At 36.9% G+C, this 22,133-nt stretch carries 18 protein-coding genes and 5 tRNA genes; 1 reads left to right on the forward strand and 22 read right to left on the reverse strand.

Annotated features, from left to right (window positions below):
- Positions 1–265 precede the first annotated feature (265 nt).
- The 20 genes from AQF98_RS12220 to rpsU all read right to left on the reverse strand — a co-directional run bounded on the left by AQF98_RS12220 (position 266) and on the right by rpsU (position 19,072).
- On the reverse strand, positions 266–1,054 hold the full coding sequence (locus AQF98_RS12220) for a glycoside hydrolase family 16 protein (RefSeq protein WP_055132249.1): 789 nt from the start codon (positions 1,052–1,054) through the stop codon (positions 266–268).
- 2 nt (positions 1,055–1,056) lie between these two features.
- Complete coding sequence (locus tag AQF98_RS12225) at positions 1,057–2,781, reverse strand: DUF4091 domain-containing protein (protein WP_082435027.1); 1,725 nt, start codon at positions 2,779–2,781, stop codon at positions 1,057–1,059.
- A 205-nt stretch (positions 2,782–2,986) separates the two neighbouring features.
- The gene (locus AQF98_RS12230) at positions 2,987–3,778 is read right to left on the reverse strand and encodes an RHS repeat domain-containing protein (protein WP_055132250.1); all 792 of its coding nucleotides are present in this window, start codon (positions 3,776–3,778) and stop codon (positions 2,987–2,989) included.
- A gap of 87 nt (positions 3,779–3,865) precedes the next feature.
- Positions 3,866–8,152 carry a DNA-directed RNA polymerase subunit beta' gene (rpoC, locus tag AQF98_RS12235; RefSeq protein WP_055132251.1) on the reverse strand — a complete coding sequence of 1,429 codons (4,287 nt, stop codon included), beginning with the start codon at positions 8,150–8,152 and terminating at the stop codon, positions 3,866–3,868.
- An 84-nt stretch (positions 8,153–8,236) separates the two neighbouring features.
- On the reverse strand, positions 8,237–12,040 hold the full coding sequence (rpoB, locus tag AQF98_RS12240; RefSeq protein ID WP_055132252.1) for a DNA-directed RNA polymerase subunit beta: 3,804 nt from the start codon (positions 12,038–12,040) through the stop codon (positions 8,237–8,239).
- 153 nt (positions 12,041–12,193) lie between these two features.
- Positions 12,194–12,568, reverse strand: a complete 375-nt coding sequence (gene rplL, locus AQF98_RS12245) for a 50S ribosomal protein L7/L12 (protein ID WP_055132253.1) — start codon at positions 12,566–12,568, stop codon at positions 12,194–12,196.
- A 64-nt stretch (positions 12,569–12,632) separates the two neighbouring features.
- Positions 12,633–13,157 (reverse strand): 50S ribosomal protein L10, encoded by a 525-nt coding sequence (gene rplJ, locus AQF98_RS12250; protein ID WP_055132254.1) that lies wholly within the window; start codon positions 13,155–13,157, stop codon positions 12,633–12,635.
- 2 nt (positions 13,158–13,159) lie between these two features.
- Complete coding sequence (gene rplA, locus AQF98_RS12255; protein WP_055132255.1) at positions 13,160–13,858, reverse strand: 50S ribosomal protein L1; 699 nt, start codon at positions 13,856–13,858, stop codon at positions 13,160–13,162.
- Between the two features lie 23 nt (positions 13,859–13,881).
- Entirely contained in the window at positions 13,882–14,325 is a 444-nt protein-coding gene (gene rplK / locus AQF98_RS12260) for a 50S ribosomal protein L11 (protein WP_055132256.1), read from the reverse strand.
- Between the two features lie 163 nt (positions 14,326–14,488).
- The gene (nusG, locus tag AQF98_RS12265; RefSeq protein ID WP_055132257.1) at positions 14,489–15,031 is read right to left on the reverse strand and encodes a transcription termination/antitermination protein NusG; all 543 of its coding nucleotides are present in this window, start codon (positions 15,029–15,031) and stop codon (positions 14,489–14,491) included.
- A 15-nt stretch (positions 15,032–15,046) separates the two neighbouring features.
- Complete coding sequence (secE, locus tag AQF98_RS12270; RefSeq protein ID WP_055132258.1) at positions 15,047–15,238, reverse strand: preprotein translocase subunit SecE; 192 nt, start codon at positions 15,236–15,238, stop codon at positions 15,047–15,049.
- An 87-nt stretch (positions 15,239–15,325) separates the two neighbouring features.
- Positions 15,326–15,396 (reverse strand) — tRNA-Trp (locus AQF98_RS12275).
- Between the two features lie 82 nt (positions 15,397–15,478).
- A complete protein-coding gene (gene tuf / locus AQF98_RS12280; RefSeq protein WP_055132259.1) occupies positions 15,479–16,666 on the reverse strand; it encodes an elongation factor Tu in 1,188 nt (395 codons plus the stop codon).
- 131 nt (positions 16,667–16,797) lie between these two features.
- Positions 16,798–16,869 (reverse strand) — tRNA-Thr (locus tag AQF98_RS12285).
- Between the two features lie 88 nt (positions 16,870–16,957).
- Positions 16,958–17,030, reverse strand: a tRNA-Gly gene (locus tag AQF98_RS12290).
- Positions 17,031–17,106: 76 nt separating this feature from the next.
- Positions 17,107–17,192, reverse strand: a tRNA-Tyr gene (locus tag AQF98_RS12295).
- Positions 17,193–17,236: 44 nt separating this feature from the next.
- Positions 17,237–17,309 (reverse strand) — tRNA-Thr (locus AQF98_RS12300).
- 205 nt (positions 17,310–17,514) lie between these two features.
- Complete coding sequence (gene hpf / locus AQF98_RS12305) at positions 17,515–17,862, reverse strand: ribosome hibernation-promoting factor, HPF/YfiA family (RefSeq protein ID WP_055132260.1); 348 nt, start codon at positions 17,860–17,862, stop codon at positions 17,515–17,517.
- Between the two features lie 13 nt (positions 17,863–17,875).
- A complete protein-coding gene (locus AQF98_RS12310; protein ID WP_055132261.1) occupies positions 17,876–18,757 on the reverse strand; it encodes a tyrosine-type recombinase/integrase in 882 nt (293 codons plus the stop codon).
- Between the two features lie 120 nt (positions 18,758–18,877).
- Positions 18,878–19,072 (reverse strand): 30S ribosomal protein S21, encoded by a 195-nt coding sequence (gene rpsU, locus AQF98_RS12315; RefSeq protein WP_055132547.1) that lies wholly within the window; start codon positions 19,070–19,072, stop codon positions 18,878–18,880.
- Positions 19,073–19,309: 237 nt separating this feature from the next.
- Between rpsU and AQF98_RS12320 the strand changes: the two genes are divergently transcribed.
- Positions 19,310–19,693, forward strand: a complete 384-nt coding sequence (locus AQF98_RS12320; protein WP_055132262.1) for a hypothetical protein — start codon at positions 19,310–19,312, stop codon at positions 19,691–19,693.
- Between the two features lie 65 nt (positions 19,694–19,758).
- On the opposite strand, the gene AQF98_RS12325 is transcribed toward AQF98_RS12320, so the two are convergent.
- Both AQF98_RS12325 and AQF98_RS12330 read right to left on the reverse strand, forming a co-directional pair.
- Entirely contained in the window at positions 19,759–20,670 is a 912-nt protein-coding gene (locus AQF98_RS12325) for a hypothetical protein (protein WP_055132263.1), read from the reverse strand.
- 205 nt (positions 20,671–20,875) lie between these two features.
- Positions 20,876–22,027: an acyl-CoA dehydrogenase family protein gene (locus tag AQF98_RS12330; RefSeq protein ID WP_055132264.1), complete on the reverse strand. Its 1,152-nt coding sequence runs from the start codon at positions 22,025–22,027 to the stop codon at positions 20,876–20,878.
- Positions 22,028–22,133 lie beyond the last annotated feature (106 nt).

The following is a 22,133-nucleotide window of genomic DNA, read 5'->3' on the forward strand; positions in this document are numbered from 1 at the left end:
AATTCTCACCTATTTTTAGAAAATCAGTGTCAGGTGCTTTTATGAATGCTAGTCGGGCGCTACATTACAATCTTTTTGTACGTTTCGATTACACTACCGATTGAAATCGATACATATCAGCGTTATACAAAAAGATTGCAACGAAAAACGGGACTAAACTAACCTAAGTACTACTGCAAATGCTTTTCAAAGTTTTGAAATATCAATATAAATTGCGACTGTTATCAAACAAAAAATCCCCAGCGAATTAACGCTAGAATTTCCTTTATCTTTTGTTTTTGAATTGATAAAACTTCACCCAATCTATTTCCATTTCTACAGGCAATTGATCGTCTTTTATTTTCCCCACCCAGCTGCCTCCCAACTGCATATCAATAAGTAGGTAATGTTTTGCCTCATTGAAAGGAAATTGGCCTAAGGCCTTGGTAGCAATCTTTGGATAAGTAAAAGTTTTTTTGTTGTTCACAAAAAACACCAAACTATCAGGATATTTTTCAAGCGCATAAGTGTTAAAATCATTAGGGTTAATTTTTGCTGTTGCACCAGACTTTGGATTATCTTTTATCTTAAGAGAAAGTGTATAATATGTATGGATAGTTTGATAGGCGATGGTATCGAAATTTAGTCGTTCCATAATATCAATTTCACCACCATTGGGCCATTGGCTATTTTCGGCCAACATCCAAAAAGCAGGCCATGCACCTGTGGCACCGTTTAATTTGGCTCTAATTTCTAATCGTCCAAAGCCAAAAGACACTTTATCTTTGGTGTAAATACCTCCAGTTAAATACCGTGAGGTATCCTTCGAAAAATCCCGGTTTCTAATTCCACGTAAAATCATTTTACCGTTCTTCAAAGCATAACAGTTGTCATCGTTACTCATGTGCCTGTTCCAATCGCTTCCTCCCCTAGGTATTTTGCTCCATTTATTGGTATCTAAACTATGCTCTTGATTGAAGTTTTCTTCCCAAAATACTTGTTGATGATAGTTTTTCGTTACTGAGCAAGAATAAAACAGACCAATCAATAAGCTAAAGAAAATGTACCATTTCATATTTATTTATTTAGTAATGATTGTACGCTTTGTAAAGTTTCATCGGCTGTAACAGTAGCTAAGGATTTGATATTGAATTTTTCAAGCGCATTATTCAATTCGGCAAGTTTTTCTACCTTTTTATCTTTAAGGTATAATAATCTCAACTGTCTGATTTTTTCAAAATCCTGTGCCCCTTCTATCAACTTCTCAAATCGAACAGAGCTTAATGGGCCTGGGTAGATTTGATATGTATCTCCGGCAGGCCAAGCGGTAAAACGTGTATCTGTTAAAGGATTTTTTGTCCAGCTGTTATAGGCCCAGCGCAAATAACCATCCATATTTTTGTTTGCGGTGTACCAGCCCATCCATACCTGCTCTGCTGGCGAAGAAAAGCTAAATGCATTTGGATATGGTTCAGTACAGCAAGTATACCATGTACTAATCTTACCTTGTTTATTCCGTTTTTCTAAATCATTTGCTGGAAATTCCCACCTAGAGGCGATACAATAATTGTCAATATCATTTTCTATTTCTGGATGATAATCTCCTGCTAAAGCTATTTTCCAATTTTGATCTACCGATTTCAATAGTTTGATCACTGATTTCATTGCCTCCATGGGCCTTTCGTCCATGGCAATATAGGTTTTGCTAAACCAGCCTTTTTGTTTCAAATGCTTTGTAAAATCTGTAAGCATTGTTGTCCAAAAAGCGTTATATGTTGGCGTGCCAATGGCATCAGTAAAAACAACCTCCTTTTGTAATTTTTCATCAAAATAAGTGAAAGCAATTTTCCAAGGCACCATACTATAGCAGTTGATGCGTTGATCAATTCCACAACTCATTACAAACGACACATACTTATCGAATAAACTGTAATCGTATGCCCAATTTCCATCCTTTTTCTTCGTCCACTTCACCAAGCTCGGATAATCATCATACGTTTGGTGGCCCCAAGGCTCATTTACTATACTTGTGGTAATGGTTTTCTGACCAGCGTTGGCCAACATCTGATAATAGCTTTTCATCAATGCAAAATGTTCATTGCTCCATAAAGGCACCTTATGCACCCTTGCAATTGATGCTGGATGTTGCCATAAATCTAAATCGTAATGCCATTTACTAGGTGCAGGCAAAGTCTTATTTAACACCTCTATAACGATGGGTAAAGTAGTTTCACTATCGCCCAAAATTTTGATTGTACCTTTATACTTGCCAGGCTTGGTATTTTCTGGCACTTTAATACTTAGCCAAATCGGCTGTGTAGTATTTTGCTGTATTTTTATTGCTGTCGTTTTAGTGTCTATCAAATCAGCTACATAAGAAGAATCGAAATCTTTTGCTTTGCGATAACCACATCCGTTTCTAAATTCATCTGTAATTACATAGTTGATAAAACCTGTAGTTACATTTTCTTTTTTTAACAAATTGCCTTGTTCATCTTTCAAGTCACTAGTCTGTATTCGGATTGAAGCTAAGTTATCCCTTGTCCATGCTAATAATTGCGTATGTATTTTTTCACCTTTCCATGCTTTGGTAGTCCAAGTTTTTTGGGGGCTCACTTTTGGGGGCAATTCTTTAGCAAAATGAACATTGGCAGATGCAAAGCTTACATTTAATTTGGCAGGTACGGCAATCCATGCATTCGGATCATCTAATTTGGGTTTCTTTTGTAAAGCTAAACTTACGTCTTGCGCTTTTAAATTCAGCGTGATACAAACGCAAATGATAAAAAGTAGATATTTCATACTCCAAGTTAATCACTTCCACATCAAGTACTCTAGCTAAATTTTACGCAAGCGTTTGTGTTAATGTAACGAGTTTGATACCATAAAATCAATAAAGATTACGGTAATAGTTAATAGCGAAAAGTGTAAGTAGAAATCTGCTCCATACGTGCGTTATAATGTTGTACAGTTGTTGGTCGATTATACAAAACTCAAATCATCTGACTTAATAATTATAGATAAACTCATTATAATAGCCTTTATCTCCTTTTAAAAATTCAGGATAATAATACCTTTTCATGGTTAGTGGTTTACCATCTTGGTCATAACTATAAGTATACACATATTTTTCAGTTCCAGTTACACTACCAGAAGGATTATAATCGTTGTATGTTAATGAAGTAATGTTGTGTTTCGAAAGTGAAAACCATGTCCACATTGGCATATCATCTTCTAAATATGCTAATGGTAACTTTTTCAAAGGATTGATTTTGTCATCACAAGTTACTAAAACTTCTAACCATTTTTTCCCTAACTGATTTTTAAGCGTGATTTTATTTAGTCTACCTTGAATATCATACTCATATTCAGAACTGAAACCATCGGCTGTACTTGAAATTAATCGATTATATTGGTCATAGGCATAAGTAATATTTGGTCTATTCCCATATGCATTTGTATGAGTGATTTGGTTTTTTGCATTAATTGTATAATCAATACTAATAGGTGTGCCTAATGGCGAATTTGTGATTTGTGCATTAGAAAGTATTTGATTAGCAGTATAGCTAAGTTGATAATTCATTTTTATCATTACTGTTCCTGTTTGATAAGAAATAATAGCATTATAAAGCACTTTTTGTGGGGTGAGTGGATCTGAAAATTCAAAAAGTGGGATTTTTTTTCCTTGATAGGTCTCGGTAATTCCTCTAAATGTTTCTAACACTGGTTCTGGATCTTTCTTTTTACATGCACCAAGCACCATAACCACTAAAAAACAGGCAAAAATTAGGTTTTTCATTGAGCGAAAATATAAAAACAATCAGATCTTTTGGCAAAAAAAATCCCCTGACGAAAATCAGGGGATTTAATTTTAAGCTATGATTAATTATGCTTCAACTTCTTCTTGTTTAGAAGCTAATAATTTATCGTATTCTTCTTGAGAACCTACAATGATACGCTCGTAGCCACGTACACCGGTACCTGAAGGAATCAAGTGACCAACAATTACGTTTTCTTTCAAGCCCAACATATGGTCACGTTTACCTGCAATTGCTGCTTCATTCAGTACTTTAGTAGTTTCCTGGAATGATGCTGCAGAGATAAATGATTTAGTTCCCAATGATGCACGTGTAATACCTTGTAGAATTGAACTCGCTGTTGCAGGTTGTGCGTCGCGAACTTCAATTTGTTTCAAGTCTTTACGTTTCAATTGAGAATTTTCGTCTCTTAATTTACGTAAAGAAAGAATCTGACCAGGTTTTACGGTATCTGAATCGCCTGCCTCTACAACAACTTTTTTGTCATAAATTTCGTCGTTCTCTACCATAAAGTCCCAACGATCTACAGAGTCGTTTTCTAAGAAACGTGTATCTCCTGGATCCTCGATATGAACTTTCTGCATCATCTGGTGTACAATTACTTCAAAGTGTTTATCGTTGATTTTCACCCCTTGTAAACGGTAAACCTCTTGGATACCATTTACTAAGTATTCTTGTACAGCCGCAGGGCCTTTAATCGCTAAAATATCAGCTGGAGAAATTGATCCATCAGATAATGGCATACCTGCTTTCACAAAGTCGTTATCTTGTACCAAAATGTGTTTAGACAATGGAACTAGATATTTTTTAACTTCTCCGTCTTTAGATTCGATAGTCATTTCGCGGTTACCACGTTTAACACCACCTAAAGTTACCACACCATCAATTTCAGTTACTACAGCTGGGTTAGATGGGTTACGTGCTTCGAACAACTCAGTTACACGTGGTAAACCACCCGTAATATCTCGAGTTTTACCTGTTGCACGAGGTATTTTAACTAAGATCTGACCAGTTTGAACTGATTCACCTTCCTCAATGGCAATGTGTGCCCCTACCGGAATGTTATAGTTTCTGATCAACTCGCCTTTTTTATCAACTACCTGAATAGCAGGGTTTTTAGTTTTATCACGTGTATCGATAATTACTTTTTCGCGGTGACCAGTTTGCTCATCTGATTCTTCACGGAAAGTAACACCTTCTACAATGGCATCAAACTGGATTTTACCTGCAAATTCTGAGATAATAACCGCGTTGTATGGATCCCACGAACAGATTTTATCACCTTTACTAACTTTATCACCTTCTTTCACATATAAGAATGCACCGTAAGGGATGTTGTTAGTTACGATAATTTTACCAGTACCTGGTTCAGTAATTTTAAACTCGCCTGAACGACCTAATACAATTTCCACTATACCGTCTTCGGTACTAGTAGGTACTGTACGTAAGTTTTCAAATTCAATAACACCATCAAATTTAGCATTGATCTGAGATTCTGCCGCAATGTTAGATGCTGTACCACCCACGTGGAAAGTACGTAATGTTAACTGCGTACCCGGCTCACCGATAGACTGTGCAGCAATTACACCTACAGCCTCACCTCTTTGAACACGTTTACCAGATGCCAAGTTACGTCCATAACAAAGTGAACAAACACCTCTCTTATTTTCGCAAGTTAATACCGAACGAATTTCAACACCTTCTAATGGAGATTCTTCAATTGCTTTAGCAATCTCTTCATTGATGTCTTCGCCAGCAGCAACTAATAATTTGCCATCTAATGGGTTAAATACATCGTGTAGTGAAATACGACCTAAAATTCTGTCATATAACGGTTCAACGATATCTTCATTATCTTTTAAAGCAGTAGTGTACATACCTCTTAAAGTACCACAATCTACAGCATTAACGATCATATCTTGTGCTACATCATGTAAACGACGTGTCAAGTAACCAGCATCAGCAGTTTTTAACGCCGTATCCGCCAAACCTTTACGTGCACCGTGGGTAGAGATAAAGTATTCTAATACCGATAATCCTTCTTTAAAGTTAGATAAGATCGGGTTTTCGATAATCTCACCACCAGAACCTGATTTCTGAGGTTTCGCCATCAAGCCCCTCATCCCTGCCAACTGACGAATTTGCTCTTTCGAACCACGGGCTCCAGAGTCAAGCATCATGTAAACAGAGTTGAAACCTTGGTTATCGCTAGACAACTGGTTCATTACAAACGTAGTTAAACGGTTGTTGATACGTGTCCAGATATCGATAATTTGGTTGTAACGCTCGTTGTTGGTAATGAAACCCATGTTATAGTTGTTTCTTACCTCTTCAACTTCAGCAGCAGCTTGTTCTAATAAAGTATGTTTCTCTACAGGAATATTAACATCTTGTAAGTTAAATGATAATCCTCCTTGGAATGCCATTTTAAATCCAAGTTCTTTGATGTCATCTAAGAATCTTGCAGAACGAGCCATACCAGTCATTTTCACTACTTCACCAATAATATCTCTTAAAGATTTTTTGGTTAATAGTTCATTGATATAACCTACTTCTTCTGGTACCATTTGGTTAAATAGTACTCTACCTACAGTAGTTTCTGTTAATTTGTTTACAATTGTTCCGTCTTCTTGTTTTACGTTAACTTTTACTTTAATAAAAGCATGTAAATCAATTTTCTTCTCATTGTAAGCAATAATTACTTCTTCTGGAGAATAGAATGAAGCATCTTGTCCTTTAACTACACGACTTGCATCAGTTCTACGGCCTTTAGTAATGTAATAAAGACCCAAAACCATATCCTGAGAAGGTACTGTAATTGGTGTGCCGTTTGCAGGGTTTAGAATGTTGTGTGCTGCAAGCATTAATACTTGAGCTTCCAAAATTGCTGCATGACCTAACGGTAAATGCACCGCCATCTGGTCACCATCAAAATCCGCGTTAAATGCGGTACAAACTAATGGGTGTAATTGAATTGCTTTACCTTCTACCAATTTAGGTTGGAAAGATTGGATACCCAACCTGTGCAACGTAGGCGCACGGTTTAGCAATACAGGGTGTCCTTTCAATACATTTTCAAGGATATCCCATACTAAAGGATCTTTTCTATCTACAATTTTTTTAGCAGATTTAACTGTTTTCACAATTCCTCTTTCTATCATCTTGCGAATGATAAATGGTTTGAATAGCTCGGCAGCCATATCTTTTGGTAAACCACATTCGTGTAATTTAAGGTTTGGACCTACAACAATTACCGAACGAGCAGAATAATCCACACGTTTACCTAATAAGTTTTGACGGAAACGACCTTGTTTACCTTTCAAGATATCTGAAAGTGATTTTAAGGCACGGTTACCTTCAGTTTTAACAGCATTTACCTTACGTGAGTTATCGAACAACGAATCTACAGCTTCCTGTAACATACGTTTCTCGTTACGTAAAATAACTTCTGGTGCTTTAATCTCGATCAAACGTTTTAAACGGTTGTTACGGATAATTACACGACGATATAAATCGTTCAAATCTGAAGTCGCAAAACGACCACCTTCTAAAGGTACTAATGGACGTAATTCTGGTGGAATAACTGGAACAATCTTGATGATCATCCACTCTGGGTTATTCTCGATACGTGTTTTAGCACCACGGAAGGCTTCTACAACTTGAAGACGTTTTAAAGCCTCATTTTTACGTTGTTGAGAAGTTTCGTTTGCAGCTTGGTGACGTAAATTATATGATAAAGTATCTAAATCAATACGTTTCAATAAATCTTCTAAAGCTTCGGCACCCATTTTGGCAACGAATTTATTAGGATCTTTATCGTCTAAATATTGATTTTCTTTAGGTAATTTATCTAAAATATCTAAATACTCTTCTTCGGTCAAGAAATCCATATACTGGATACCTTGTTCTGCCATTAAACCAGCTTGGATTACTACATAACGCTCGTAGTAAATGATCAAGTCTAGTCTTTTGGTAGGTAAACCTAAAAGATATCCGATTTTGTTAGGCAATGAACGGAAATACCAGATATGCGCTACAGGAACCACCAAGTTGATGTGTCCCATACGCTCTCTACGTACTTTTTTCTCAGTTACCTCAACACCACAACGGTCGCAAACAATCCCTTTGTAACGGATACGTTTGTATTTACCGCAATGACATTCGTAATCTTTTACCGGACCAAAAATACGCTCGCAGAACAAACCATCACGTTCAGGTTTGTAAGTACGATAATTGATAGTCTCAGGTTTTAACACCTCACCACTTGAACGCTCTAAGATATTCTCAGGCGATGCCAAGCTAATGGTAATCGAGGTGAAATTGCTTTTTAATTTATTATCCTTTTTGTAAGACATATTCTTTCTTTAAAGTTGTGAGTTACGAGTTGCGAGTTATGGGCCTGGTCTTATAACCTACAACCCGTAACCCGTAACAAATAACTAGTCTAACGTAATATCCAAACCTAAACCGCGTAGCTCATGTACCAATACATTAAATGATTCTGGTACACCTGGAGTTGGTAGGTTTTCGCCTTTAACAATGGCTTCGTAAGTTTTGGCTCTTCCAATAACATCATCAGATTTAACTGTTAAGATCTCTTGTAGGATATTAGCTGCACCAAATGCCTCTAATGCCCAAACCTCCATCTCACCAAAACGCTGACCACCGAATTGTGCTTTACCACCCAATGGTTGTTGTGTAATTAATGAGTATGGTCCGATAGAACGAGCGTGCATCTTATCATCAACCATGTGACCTAATTTCAGCATGTAAATAATACCTACTGTAGTCGGTTGATCAAATTTCTCACCCGTTAAACCATTGTGTAAGTAAGTTCTACCAGAAGCTGGCACACCTGCTTTAGCGATCCACTCTTCTACCTCATCATGCTTAGCACCATCAAAAATCGGAGTTGCAAATTTCACACCCAATTCTTTACCGGCCCATGCCAATACGGTTTCGTAGATCTGACCCAAGTTCATACGTGAAGGTACACCCAGTGGGTTCAACACGATATCAACTGGTGTTCCATCTTCTAAGAAAGGCATATCTTCATCACGTACGATACGGGCAACAATACCCTTATTACCGTGACGACCCGCCATCTTATCACCTACTTTTAATTTACGTTTCTTAGCTACATAAACTTTTGCCATTTGAACAATTCCTGATGGCAACTCATCACCAACACTAATTGCAAATTTATCGCGTTTATAAGCACCTAATTCTTCGTTTACACGGATACCATAGTTATGTAACAACAACTTGATTTGATCGTTTTTATCGTCATCAGTTGTCCATTTGTATGGGTTAATATGTGCATACTCTAGGTCTGCCAATATTTTCTGAGTAAACTTAGCACCTTTAGCGATCAACATTTCCTTGTAAACATTGAATACACCTTGTGATGTTTTACCGTTTACAATCTGGAACAATTTATCAACTAATTCGTTTTTAAGGTTCTCTGTAGCTACATTATATCTCTTATCTAATTTCTCAATTGCTGATTTTTCTTCTGCTTTAGTCGTTTTCTTAGCTCTTGAGAATAATTTAGTATCGATTACCACACCTTTAATTGAAGGTGGAGTTTTTAATGAAGCATCTTTAACATCACCTGCTTTATCACCGAAAATTGCACGAAGTAATTTCTCTTCTGGTGAAGGATCAGACTCTCCTTTTGGTGTAATTTTACCAATTAGAATATCGCCTTCTTTTACTTCAGCACCAATACGGATGATACCATTTTCATCCAAATCTTTAGTAGCTTCTTCAGAAACGTTAGGGATATCTGGTGTCAATTCCTCTTCTCCACGTTTCGTATCACGTACTTCCAATTCAAACTCTTCAATGTGTAAAGAGGTAAAGATATCATCTCTAACAATACGTTCGTTAATTACAATCGCATCCTCAAAGTTATATCCTTGCCAAGGCATGAAAGCAACTTTTAAGTTTCTTCCCAATGCCAATTCACCATTTTCAGTTGCATAACCTTCGCACAATACTTGACCTTTGCTTACTTTTTCGCCTTTTTTAACAATTGGCTTCAAGTTGATACAAGTGTTCTGGTTGGTTTTTTTGAACTTGGTTAATTTGTATGTTTTGCTATCACCTTCAAATGAAACTAAACGATCTCCATCGTTACGTACATATTTAATGGTAATTTCGTTAGCATCTACATATTCTACAACACCATCACCTTCTGCGTTGATCAAAGTTCTTGAGTCACGAGCAACGCGACCTTCCAAACCTGTACCTACAATTGGTGCTTCAGGACGTAACAATGGTACGGCCTGACGTTGCATGTTCGATCCCATCAACGCCCTGTTCGCATCATCATGCTCTAAGAAAGGAATCAAAGAAGCAGCGATTGATGTAATCTGGTTAGGCGCAATATCCATCAAGTCTAATTTCTCAGGCTCGATAATCGGGAAGTCACCCTCGTAACGTGCTTTAACACGTGGAGTGGTAAAGTTACCTTTATCATCGTAGGCAGCATTTGCTTGAGCGATAGTTTTACCATCCTCATCCTCTGCTGATAGATAAATTACGTCTTTATCCATGGCTACAATACCATTTTCAACAATTTTATATGGAGTTTCGATGAAACCTAAATTGTTGATCTTAGCATGTACACAAAGTGACGAAATCAAACCGATGTTTGGTCCCTCTGGAGTTTCAATAGTACACAAACGACCGTAGTGCGTATAGTGAACGTCACGAACCTCGAAACCAGCACGCTCACGTGATAAACCACCTGGGCCTAAGGCTGACAAACGACGTTTGTGTGTAATCTCTGCCAAAGGATTGGTTTGATCCATGAACTGCGACAATTGGTTGGTACCAAAGAACGAGTTAATTACCGACGATAATGTACGGGCATTAATCAAATCTGTTGGTGTAAATACCTCATTATCGCGAATGTTCATACGCTCACGGATAGTTCTAGCCATACGGGCTAAACCTACACCGAATTGTGCGTACAATTGCTCACCTACCGTACGTACACGACGGTTTGACAAGTGATCAATATCATCCACTTCTTCTTTAGAGTTGATCAATTTGATCAAGTATTTAACAATAGCAATAATATCTGCTTTAGTTAAAACCTTCACATGATCAGGTGTATCCATTTTTAACTTACGGTTGATACGGTATCTACCCACATCACCTAAGTCATAACGTTTATCTGAGAAGAATAAACGCTCAATGATACCTCTTGCAGTTTCCTCATCAGGTGGTTCTGCGTTACGCAAAGCACGATAGATGTTTTCAACAGCCTCTTTTTCAGAGTTTGAGGTATCTTTTTGTAAAGTATTGTATATAATGGTATAATCAGCTTGCGATGCACCATCATCTTTAGATAAGATAATAGTTTTAACACCAGCATCGATGATCATATCGATATGGTCGTCTTCTAGAACGGTATCCCTATCTAAGATAACTTCGTTACGATCTATAGAAACAACTTCACCTGTATCTTCGTCTACAAAATCTTCAACCCATTTTCTTAAAACTCTTGCAGCCAGTTTACGTCCGATATATTTTTTTAAACCAGATTTGCTAACTTTTACTTCATCAGCAAGATCAAATAATTCTAAGATGTCTTTATCAGAATCGTAACCGATTGCACGCAATAAGGTGGTTACCGGGAATTTTTTCTTACGGTCGATGTAAGCATACATTACGTTATTAACGTCTGTAGCAAACTCAATCCAAGAACCTTTGAAAGGAATCACACGAGCAGAGTACAGTTTAGTTCCATTGGTGTGACGGCTTTGGCCGAAGAACACACCTGGAGATCTGTGCAATTGAGAAACAATTACACGTTCTGCACCGTTGATCACGAAAGTACCTTTTGGAGTCATATATGGTATGGTTCCTAAGTATACATCCTGAATGATGGTTTCAAAATCCTCGTGTTCTGCATCGTTACAAGAAAGTTTCAACTTTGCTTTTAACGGAACACTGTAAGTTAACCCACGATCAATACATTCTGGAATGTCGTAACGTGGTGGGTCAATAAAATAATCTAAAAATTCTAAAACAAATATGTTTCTAGAATCAGTGATTGGAAAGTTTTCAGCGAATACTTTAAATAGACCTTCTGTGTGACGGTTATCTGAAGTAGTTTCGATCTGGAAAAATTCTCTAAATGATTGCAACTGCACATCCAAAAAATCTGGATAATCTATGATATGCTTACTACGTGCAAAATTTACTCTTTGGTCGACTTTATTTGCCAAGGGACTAAATTTAATTTAGTTTAAGAATAAACTATTAGTTTGGTTTGCCTTCAAACAGATCACCAACCAAACAAGATGAAATGTTTATAAACAGGAATAGACTCCGACTTTGCAGTCGGAGTCTTTTCTTAAAGGTTCGTTAAAATTAAGTGATTACTTAATCTCAACTACAGCTCCAGCTTCTTCTAATTGTTTTTTCAAAGCTTCTGCTTCGTCTTTAGCAACACCAGATTTCAATTCTTTCGGTGCACCGTCAACTAAGTCTTTAGCTTCTTTCAAACCTAAACCAGTTAAGTCTTTTACCAATTTAACAACTGCTAATTTCTGACCACCAGCTTCTTTCAAGATTACATCAAAAGTAGATTTCTCTTCAGCTGCAGGAGCAGCATCACCAGCAGGTGCAGCAACAGCAACTGCCGCAGCAGCTGGTTCAATACCATACTCGTCTTTTAAGATTTGAGCTAATTCATTAACTTCTTTAACTGTTAAGTTTACCAATTGCTCAGCAAACGCTTTTAAATCTGCCATTTTATTAAGATTTTAAAAATTTACGTAAAAATAATTTTGTTTAATTGCGAACTTAGGGTGTTCGTTAACCTCTTTCTTGTAGTGTTTTAACAATACCTGCAATTTTTCCACCGCCAGACTGTAATGCCGAAATAACATTTTTAGCTGGTGATTGTAATAGACCAACGATTTCACCAATAAGTTCTTCTCTTGATTTAAGACTTACTAATGAATCTAGGTGGTTATCACCAACAAATATTGCTGAATCGATATAAGCTGCTTTTAGTTGAGGCTTATCTTCGCCTTTTCCTTTTCTAAGGCTTTTGATCAGCTTAGCTGGACCATTACCTACTTTAGAAAATAATAAAGCTGATTGACCTTTTAATGCTGCGAAGATCTCAGATGAGTCGCCTTCTAATCCATCGATCGCAATTTTGATCAATGTATTTTTAGCAACTTTCATTTCGATACCGCTTTCGAAACATTTGCGACGGATGTTATTTACTTTCTCAACAGATAAGCCTGAGGTATCAGCAATATAAAAATTGCCATACTCTTGCATTTTCTCTTGTAGAGCTAAAACTACTTCTTGTTTTTCTTCTCTGTTCATAATTAGATCCCCGCTACTGATTTAGTTTCGATTGCAATTCCAGGACTCATTGTAGAAGACACGTGAATGCTTTTAAAATAAGTTCCTTTTGCAGCAGAAGGTTTTAATTTTGAAATCGTTTGAAGAACTTCTAACGCATTTTCATATATTTTCTCTGCTGAGAATGATACTTTTCCTATTGAAGCATGGATGATACCAGTTTTGTCAACTTTAAAATCAATCTTACCGCCTTTTACGTCAGTTACAGCTTTACCAACTTCGTTGGTTACTGTACCTGATTTTGGGTTTGGCATAAGGTTACGTGGACCTAAAACTCGGCCCAACTTACCTACTTTTGCCATACAAGCAGGAGTAGTGATAATAATGTCAACATCTGTCCAACCACCTTCAATCTTAGCCACATATTCGTCTAAACCCACGAAATCTGCTCCTGCAGCTTTAGCCTCTTCTTCCTTATCAGGAGTACAAAGTACTAAAACACGTACAGTTTTACCTGTACCATGAGGTAAAGTAGCAATACCACGTACCATTTGATTGGCTTTACGTGGATCTACACCTAAACTTACATCGATATCAACCGATGCATCAAATTTAGTTGTAGTAATCTCTTTTACCAAAGCAGCCGCATCCTGTAAAGAATACGATTTACCGATTTCTAGTTTAGCGTGTGCCAGTTTTTGATTTTTTGTTAATTTCGCCACTGTTGTAAACTGTTTTTTGTTAATTAATTTGTCCAGGGTGCATCACCGCTAACGGTAATTCCCATACTGCGTGCTGTACCTGCTACCATTTTCATAGCAGATTCGATAGTGAAAGCATTTAAATCAGTCATCTTATCTTCAGCAATTGACTTAACTTGATCCCAAGTCACCGAACCAACTTTCTTACGGTTGGGCTCAGCAGAACCACTCGTTAATTTAGTAGCTTCCAATAATTGGATAGCAACTGGAGGGGTTTTGATGATGAATTCGAAAGACTTGTCCACATATACAGTAATCACAACTGGTAATACTTTACCTGGCTTATCTTGGGTACGAGCATTGAATTGTTTACAAAACTCCATGATATTAACACCTTTAGCACCTAATGCAGGTCCTACTGGTGGTGATGGGTTTGCAGCTCCGCCTTTGATTTGTAATTTAACAAGTGCACCGACTTCTTTTGCCATTTTCTGATTTGTTAATTGTAATACTCAATGTTAAATATTGGAAGCATGTAACATTTAAGATTTTTATATAGTAGTATCGAGTAGTGAGTATCAAGTATCAAGCTTATTTATCTCAAGGTTTCCCTCTTGATACTTGCTACTTGCTACTTGTATCTTGCTACTATTACTCTTTTTCTACTTGCATATAGTTAAGCTCTAATGGTGTTTTACGACCAAAGATTTTAACCATTACTTTTAGTTTTTTCTTTTCTTCGTTAACTTCTTCAATTACGCCAGTAAAACCGTTGAAAGGGCCATCCATTACTTTAACGTTCTCGCCTACATAATAAGCGATGTTCATTGTTTCACCTTGTTGGCTCATTTCATCAACCTTACCTAAAATACGGTTAACTTCTGCTTGGCGCATAGGAATAGGATTTCCAGCCTTATCGCCTAAAAATCCAATTACACTATTGATACCTTTAATAATATGTTCTAACTCACCATCTAAAATTGCCTCAATTAAAACATATCCAGGGTAAAAGTTACGTTCTTTCGCAATTTTCTTCCCTTCTTTCATTTGGTAGTATTTCTCCATTGGGATCAATACTTGAGGTACTAAATGAGAAAAACCTAAACGGCTAATTTCAGAATCAATATACTGTTTTACTTTCTTTTCTTTACCACTTACTGCTCTAACCACATACCACTTTAACTGATCGTTCATCTAGTAATATTAATTTTAAAGTGATTTATAAAAAGTTTCTAATACATAGGTAGCCCCTTTATCCATTGCAAATACTACTACTGCAATAATTAATGAAGCCACTAGAACCAGTACTGCCGAATTTTGCAATTCGCCCCAAGTAGGCCAAGTAACCTTTTGGGTCATTTCTTCGTACGATTCTTTAATAAATTGAACTACACTAGCCATATTTATAAAATTTTGAATGCTTGAATTTTGAAGTTTTGAATGGTTTTATTCACCTATTCAACATTCTATTATCAATCATTAGTTTTGCACGGGAACAAGGATTCGAACCCTGATCAAAGGTTTTGGAGACCTCTATTCTACCATTGAACTATTCCCGTGTTTGTTAGAAAACAAAGTACCTAAGAATAATCCTAAGTACTTTGTTTCTTTTATCCTTATCCTAATAAATAGGAGTTGGAATTATTTTACAATTTCAGTTACCTGACCAGCACCTACTGTTCTACCACCCTCACGGATAGCGAAACGTAGACCTTTTTCCATTGCGATAGCGTTGATCAATTTTACGTTGATAGTTACGTTATCACCTGGCATTACCATTTCAGTTCCTTCAGCTAGTGAAATCTCACCAGTTACGTCTGTGGTACGGAAATAGAATTGTGGACGGTATTTGTTAAAGAATGGAGTGTGACGTCCACCTTCTGCTTTTGACAATACATAGATCTCAGCTTTGAAATCAGTGTGAGGAGTTACTGAACCTGGTTTACAGATTACCATACCACGACGGATATCAGTTTTCTCAATACCACGTAACAATAAACCTACGTTATCACCAGCCTCACCATAATCAAGAATCTTACGGAACATCTCAACACCAGTTACTGTAGATTTTAAGTTCTCAGCACCCATACCTAAGATCTCAACTGGATCTCCAGAGTTGATTTGACCACGCTCGATACGACCAGTTGCTACAGTACCACGACCAGTGATCGAGAATACATCTTCAACAGGCATTAAGAATGGAAGATCAGTCAAACGTGGAGGAATTGGAATATAGCTATCAACAGCTTCCATTAATTCCATAATTTTTCCAACCCATTTTGGATCGCCGTTCAAGCCACCAAGAGCTGAACCTTGAATTACAGGGATATCATCACCAGGGAATTCATAGAAAGATAATAATTCACGAACTTCCATCTCTACTAATTCTAGTAACTCAGGATCATCCACCATATCCACTTTGTTCATGAAAACAACTAATGAAGGTACACCTACCTGACGAGCCAATAGAATGTGCTCGCGAGTTTGTGGCATTGGACCATCTGTAGCTGCAACAACGATAATAGCACCGTCCATTTGAGCAGCACCAGTAACCATGTTTTTCACGTAATCCGCGTGACCTGGACAGTCAACGTGTGCATAGTGACGGTTAGCTGTTGAATACTCAACGTGAGCTGTGTTAATTGTGATACCTCTTTCTTTTTCCTCTGGAGCAGAGTCAATCGAATCAAATGAACGCGCCTCAGATAAACCAGCATCAGATAACACTTTAGTGATAGCTGCTGTTAAGGTTGTTTTACCGTGGTCAACGTGACCGATAGTGCCGATGTTTAAGTGCGGCTTGCTGCGGTCAAACTTTTCTTTTGCCATGTTTTTATACTTATTAGTAGGTTAACTTTTTTTTATTTATTTATTGTTTTGATACAATTTCAATACAAAAAACCTTGTTCATTCTGTATAAACAACAGATTTAACAAAGTATTTATTCTTTATTCTTTTTGAGCCAACTATGGGAATTGAACCCATGACCTCTTCCTTACCAAGGAAGTGCTCTACCGCTGAGCTAAGTCGGCTTTTAACTTTTAGCTCATTAGTCCATTTGTCATTTGTTCATTAGCTTACCTATAGAACAGTGAACCAACTCACTAATGAATTCCCAAGAGCGGAAGACGAGGTTCGAACTCGCGACCTATAGCTTGGAAGGCTATCGCTCTACCAACTGAGCTACTTCCGCTTTTTCAATTTCTAGCGCTCGTTTTCAGTTTTAGTTGACTTAACTTAAAACTATCGACTGCTAACTGCCAATTGAGTGGTGGGGAGAGAAGGATTCGAACCTTCGAAGTCTCGCGACAACAGAGTTACAGTCTGTCCCATTTGGCCACTCTGGTATCTCCCCGCTTCTAACTTCGTCAACTTATTACTAAGTTTAAAAATTAAAAGAGCCTCCTATCGGAATCGAACCAATGACCTACTGATTACAAGTCAGTTGCTCTACCAGCTGAGCTAAGGAGGCTTATATCATACATCCCTTTAAATTGGGGCGTATTTTATAATAATTTAATCTTTCATAGAACATCCATTTCTTTCTGGGCCAACGCCCCTTCCGAAATGGAATGCAAATCTACAAAAATTAATCTTTGAAAAAAATTTATTTTAAAAAAAATTTAGCGGGTTGTATCCCGCTAAATTTTATTGAATTGTATCTTAAAAATATCACCCTAATAATCAGACACTTCATCTGCATTTAAGATGGCTTTATGCTCGCTTAATTTTGCACGAGTTTTATCTTTATGTTTAGTAATTTGCTTTTTTAGTGATTCTATAGCCAAATCTGTCGCCTCTTCGAACGATTTACATTGCTCTTTGGCAAAAAGTGTGATGCCTGGCACCATTAATTTAATCTCTGATATCTTATTTTCTTCATCTTCAACATTTTCTAACTTCAAATAAACCTCTCCCCCTATGATCTGATCGAAAAACTGATCTAATTTATCTACTTTCTTCTGAATGAAATCTAATAATTTCTTGTCCGCATTGAAATGGATCGACTGTACTCTAATTTTCATTTTTCCTCCTTTTTTATGCCTTTGGATGGGCTTGTTTATATATTGATTTTAAGCGTTCTACTGAATTATGGGTATAAACCTGTGTGGCTGCTAAACTAGCATGCCCCAATAATTCTTTTATTGCATTGAGGTCTGCCCCACGATTTAACAGACTGCTCGCAAAAGAATGCCTTAACACGTGTGGGCTCTTTTTATCTTGTGTTGATATTAATGTCAAATAACTATTTACAATCCGATACACTAATTTCGGATAAGCAGGTGCTCCTGTATTGGTAACGATTAAGGTAGTGCTTTTGTTATTAAATTTTTGCATCGATTTTAACAACTGGTATGCCTTAAGTTGGTCTACCAACACTTGATGAACAGGTATGATACGCTGTTTGTTTCTCTTACCCAGAACTTTAATGGTCGATTCGTAAAAATTAATAGCCGTATCATCTAACTGTAATAATTCTGCTAAACGAATTCCTGTTCCAAAAAGCAGCTCTAAAACTATTTTATCTCTTTGCGAAGAAAAGCTATCATCAAAATTTCCATCATTGTCTAACAACAGATCCATTTTGGTTTCTTCAACAAATACAGGCAAACGTTTCGGAACTTTTGGCGCTTTAATTAGCAACATTGGATTAGCCGCAATCTCTTTTTCTCTGAGCAGATATTTATAAAAGCTGCGTAAAGTAGAGATTTTTCTGCCAATGGCATTTTCTGAAATTTGCTGATCTAACAAGTGTACCATGAAACTGCGCACATGGGTAGCTTTGACATCGATAGGGCTTAGCTCAAAATCTTTTTGCAGAAACGCCTCATATTGCAATAAATCTGTACGATAAGATTGAATGGTATGGGGCGAGTAGCGCTTTTCGTGTTGCAAATAGATTAAGAAACTGCTAATCATAAGCCGTTTTGGTTAGGTGGTTTGTGAATATACAAAAAATAGCAAATCCAATTAATTTTTTGACAAAAAAAACGTCCCGATGATTATCGAGACGTTTTAATCTATTTAAACAATCTAGAACTATAAAGTTCCTTCTTGATTCATGTTCTGAATGTAAACAGCGTGTTTAATTTCTGTACGACGAGCTACGGATTTTTTCTCGTATGCTTGGCGGCTACGTAATTCTCTTAATACACCAGTTTTTTCAAATTTTTTCTTGAAACGTTTTAGCGCTTTATCTAATGATTCGCCGTCTTTAATATTAATAATGATCATAACGTTGAAATACCTCCTCTCGTTGTTTTTTAAATCCCTTGTTTTACTTGGGGTTGCAAATGTAGGTAAAATATTGAAAGAGAGAAAGTTTTTTCTAAAATTATAGCGAAATAATCTCCATTCATTTAAATAAACATCAATTTGAACCTTAAAATACACCGAAGTAGATAATTTACGCCACAAAAGATAATTGCTTATTTTTCTTTTAGTACTTTTAAATACCTTAATCAATATGTTATGACAACAGGAAAGAAAATAACAGTAATTGCAAGTGTACTCATTATCCTAGCTTTAGGAGTGTTCACTTATTATAGATATTACTTTGTATTTGGCGAAGGCGTTAAAGCAGGCGACCTTAATTATATTGTTAAAAAAGGTTATCTCTTTAAAACCTACGAAGGGAAGTTGATTCAATCGGGCATCAGATCTAAACAAACCGGAACCGTGCAGTCTAATGAATTTGAGTTTTCAGTTTCTGACGAGGCCGTGGCCAAGAAAATGATGGAGAATAGTGGCAAAACTTTTGAACTCCATTATAAGGAATATAAAGGCACTTTACCTTGGCGTGGATTTAGTGTATATGTAGTAGACAGCATTGTGAGTATGCGTGAATTGCCTTAATGCAAAAAAAAGCAACCCTAGCAAATGCTAAAGGCTGCTCCCACTATTATATAACCTAAAAAAGACTAATTTACGGTACTTAAAAAAGCATCAATTGTGGCCTGATCTGCCGCTGTAACCGCAACATTGACATGTAAATCATTCGATACGGTAAAACTGCTATGGCCAAAATAAATGGTGTCGTCCATGCCAACAGAAATGATGACCAATTTTCCGGATAGACCAATGGGCATTGAATTGAGGTAAGAACGATGTTTATTAACGGCCAGTACAAATGGCAATCCTATTACACTATTAAGGTTATCAAATATCAAATAAGCTTTTTGATCTTTAATACTCGGCGTAACCCCAGTATATACCGGACTAGCAGTAATGGTTGTTTTAGGATTAGGGTTGCTATAAAAATAATCACAATTGATCCATCCAAAATTTGGCAACGAGAATTCATAATAACTAGGTGAAGTTGTTACTCTAAATTTATCATTAGTGATCCAAGTACTATCGGATACTGTTGTGCCAGCAAAAACAAATAGGTCCATTGGTTGTGTACTTAAGGTAGTAGGCACTTTCACCACAACATTGCTGGCTGGATTTAATTTTAGCAACTGGCCATTTTGCAAAGCTAAAACCTGTAACTCGCCTCCAGAGATCAAGATCTGACCATTCGATTCTGTAGTTTTTCCTGACAGCAAAATATCTCTTTTGCTCAATACTTCTTTTAAAGTTAATTTGATACTGCCCGTTACCGGATTACCACTGGCATCTAAAAATGCATTGGCAGGAAAATCTATTTTGATCCCTTTTGCTCCTGTAATGCCAAATGCGGTTCCGGCAACTCCATTAAATTTTTGTGTTGGAACTGAGAATTTGGCATTGAAATCTGATAGGTTTAATTTTGAGGGATTCTCTACGCCATCTTTTTTACAGGCGGTTAAACAAACAATAAATATAGCTGCGATTAAAGTTAAATTTTTCATGGTTATCTTCCTTTTTAATGATGCTTACTCTGTTTAGGCTTTTCTGCTTTCGCCATCTTTTATAGTAGCATATCAATGAAGTTCAATTTTTGTTACCCCCTATTGAAAAAATAAAAACCTGAAAAACAAAAAGCCGCAGCAAAATGCTACGGCCTTTTATATGATGTATTAGAAAAACACTGAAATCAATTCAGCTTTATTGTATTTATTTTAAGATCTCTCTTGCAATTACAATTTTCTGGATTTCTGAAGTTCCTTCGCCAATGGTACATAATTTACTATCACGATAGTATTTCTCAACCTGGAAATCTTTGGTATATCCATAGCCTCCAAAAATCTGAACAGCTTCGGTTGCACATCTTACGGCAACTTCTGAGGCATAATATTTGGCCATGGCCGATTCTTTGGTCATTGGTAAGTGGCGGTTTTTCAGATCAGCAGCTTGACGGATCAATAACTCTGCAGCTTCTATTTCTGTAGCCATGTCTGCCAATTTGAAACTGATACCTTGGAAACTCGCAATTGGCACCCCAAATTGATGACGTTCTTTGGCATAATCAACAGCGGCTAAATAAGCTCCTTTTGCAATACCTAAAGATAAAGCTGCAATGGAAATTCTACCCCCATCTAAAACTTTCATTGCCTGTTTAAAACCATCGCCCTCTTTACCTAAAAGATTTTCTTTAGGTACGCGGCAGTTGTCAAAAATCATTTCAGTTGTTTCTGAGGCACGCATTCCTAGTTTGTTCTCTTTTTTTCCGGCAGAAAAGCCTGGTGTTCCACGCTCTACTACAATTGCCGAAATGCCTTTAGAACTTCCTGCTTCTCCGGTACGCACCATCACAACAGCTACATCTCCAGATTTACCATGGGTAATCCAGTTTTTGGCCCCATTAATTACATATTCATCGCCATCTAACACGGCTGTGGTACTCATGCGCAATGCATCAGACCCGGTATTGGCTTCGGTTAAACCCCAAGCACCAATCCATTCTGCGGTAGCCAACTTAGGCAACCATTTTAGTTTTTGTTCTTCGTTACCAAAGGCCAAGATATGACCTGTACATAATGAGTTATGGGCAGCTACCGATAAACCGATAGAACCACATACTTTGGCTACCTCTACAATTACGTCTACATATTCTTGATATCCAAAACCAGAACCACCGTAAGCTTCAGGAACCAATACGCCCATTAAACCGAGTTCGCCTAATTGTTTAAAAATTTCTACTGGAAAATGTTGGGCTTCATCCCACTCCATTACGTTTTGACGAATGTTTTTTTCTGCAAAATCGCTTACCATTTTCCTAATCATTTCCTGATTTTCTACTACTTCAAAGCTAAAGCCTGTATTCATATATGGGTAGTGTTTAAAAAAAGAAACTGCTTAAACTCTTGGCTATATTTAGCGTTTGGTTTTAAACAGTTTCTTTAGATTTATATTTGGTTGTGGACAATGATAA

Source organism: Pedobacter sp. Hv1, assembly GCF_001412215.1.
In the GTDB taxonomy this organism is placed as follows: Bacteria; Bacteroidota; Bacteroidia; order Sphingobacteriales; family Sphingobacteriaceae; genus Pedobacter.

Bases quoted from the DNA above. Each gene is read 5' to 3' on its own strand.
- nusG (WP_055132257.1), bottom strand. From the start codon at position 15,031: ATGAACGATCAGTTAAAGTGGTATGTGGTTAGAGCAGTAAGTGGTAAA.
- AQF98_RS12330 (WP_055132264.1), bottom strand. From the start codon at position 22,027: ATGAATACAGGCTTTAGCTTTGAAGTAGTAGAAAATCAGGAAATGATT.
- AQF98_RS12310 (WP_055132261.1), bottom strand. From the start codon at position 18,757: ATGATTAGCAGTTTCTTAATCTATTTGCAACACGAAAAGCGCTACTCG.
- AQF98_RS12325 (WP_055132263.1), bottom strand. From the start codon at position 20,670: ATGAAAAATTTAACTTTAATCGCAGCTATATTTATTGTTTGTTTAACC.
- AQF98_RS12320 (WP_055132262.1), top strand. From the start codon at position 19,310: ATGACAACAGGAAAGAAAATAACAGTAATTGCAAGTGTACTCATTATC.
- secE (WP_055132258.1), bottom strand. From the start codon at position 15,238: ATGGCTAGTGTAGTTCAATTTATTAAAGAATCGTACGAAGAAATGACC.
- rplL (WP_055132253.1), bottom strand. From the start codon at position 12,568: ATGGCAGATTTAAAAGCGTTTGCTGAGCAATTGGTAAACTTAACAGTT.
- AQF98_RS12220 (WP_055132249.1), bottom strand. From the start codon at position 1,054: ATGAAATGGTACATTTTCTTTAGCTTATTGATTGGTCTGTTTTATTCT.
- rpsU (WP_055132547.1), bottom strand. From the start codon at position 19,072: ATGATCATTATTAATATTAAAGACGGCGAATCATTAGATAAAGCGCTA.
- rplK (WP_055132256.1), bottom strand. From the start codon at position 14,325: ATGGCAAAAGAAGTCGGTGCACTTGTTAAATTACAAATCAAAGGCGGA.
- AQF98_RS12225 (WP_082435027.1), bottom strand. From the start codon at position 2,781: ATGAAATATCTACTTTTTATCATTTGCGTTTGTATCACGCTGAATTTA.
- tuf (WP_055132259.1), bottom strand. From the start codon at position 16,666: ATGGCAAAAGAAAAGTTTGACCGCAGCAAGCCGCACTTAAACATCGGC.
- rplJ (WP_055132254.1), bottom strand. From the start codon at position 13,157: ATGAACAGAGAAGAAAAACAAGAAGTAGTTTTAGCTCTACAAGAGAAA.
- AQF98_RS12230 (WP_055132250.1), bottom strand. From the start codon at position 3,778: ATGAAAAACCTAATTTTTGCCTGTTTTTTAGTGGTTATGGTGCTTGGT.
- hpf (WP_055132260.1), bottom strand. From the start codon at position 17,862: ATGAAAATTAGAGTACAGTCGATCCATTTCAATGCGGACAAGAAATTA.
- rpoC (WP_055132251.1), bottom strand. From the start codon at position 8,152: ATGTCTTACAAAAAGGATAATAAATTAAAAAGCAATTTCACCTCGATT.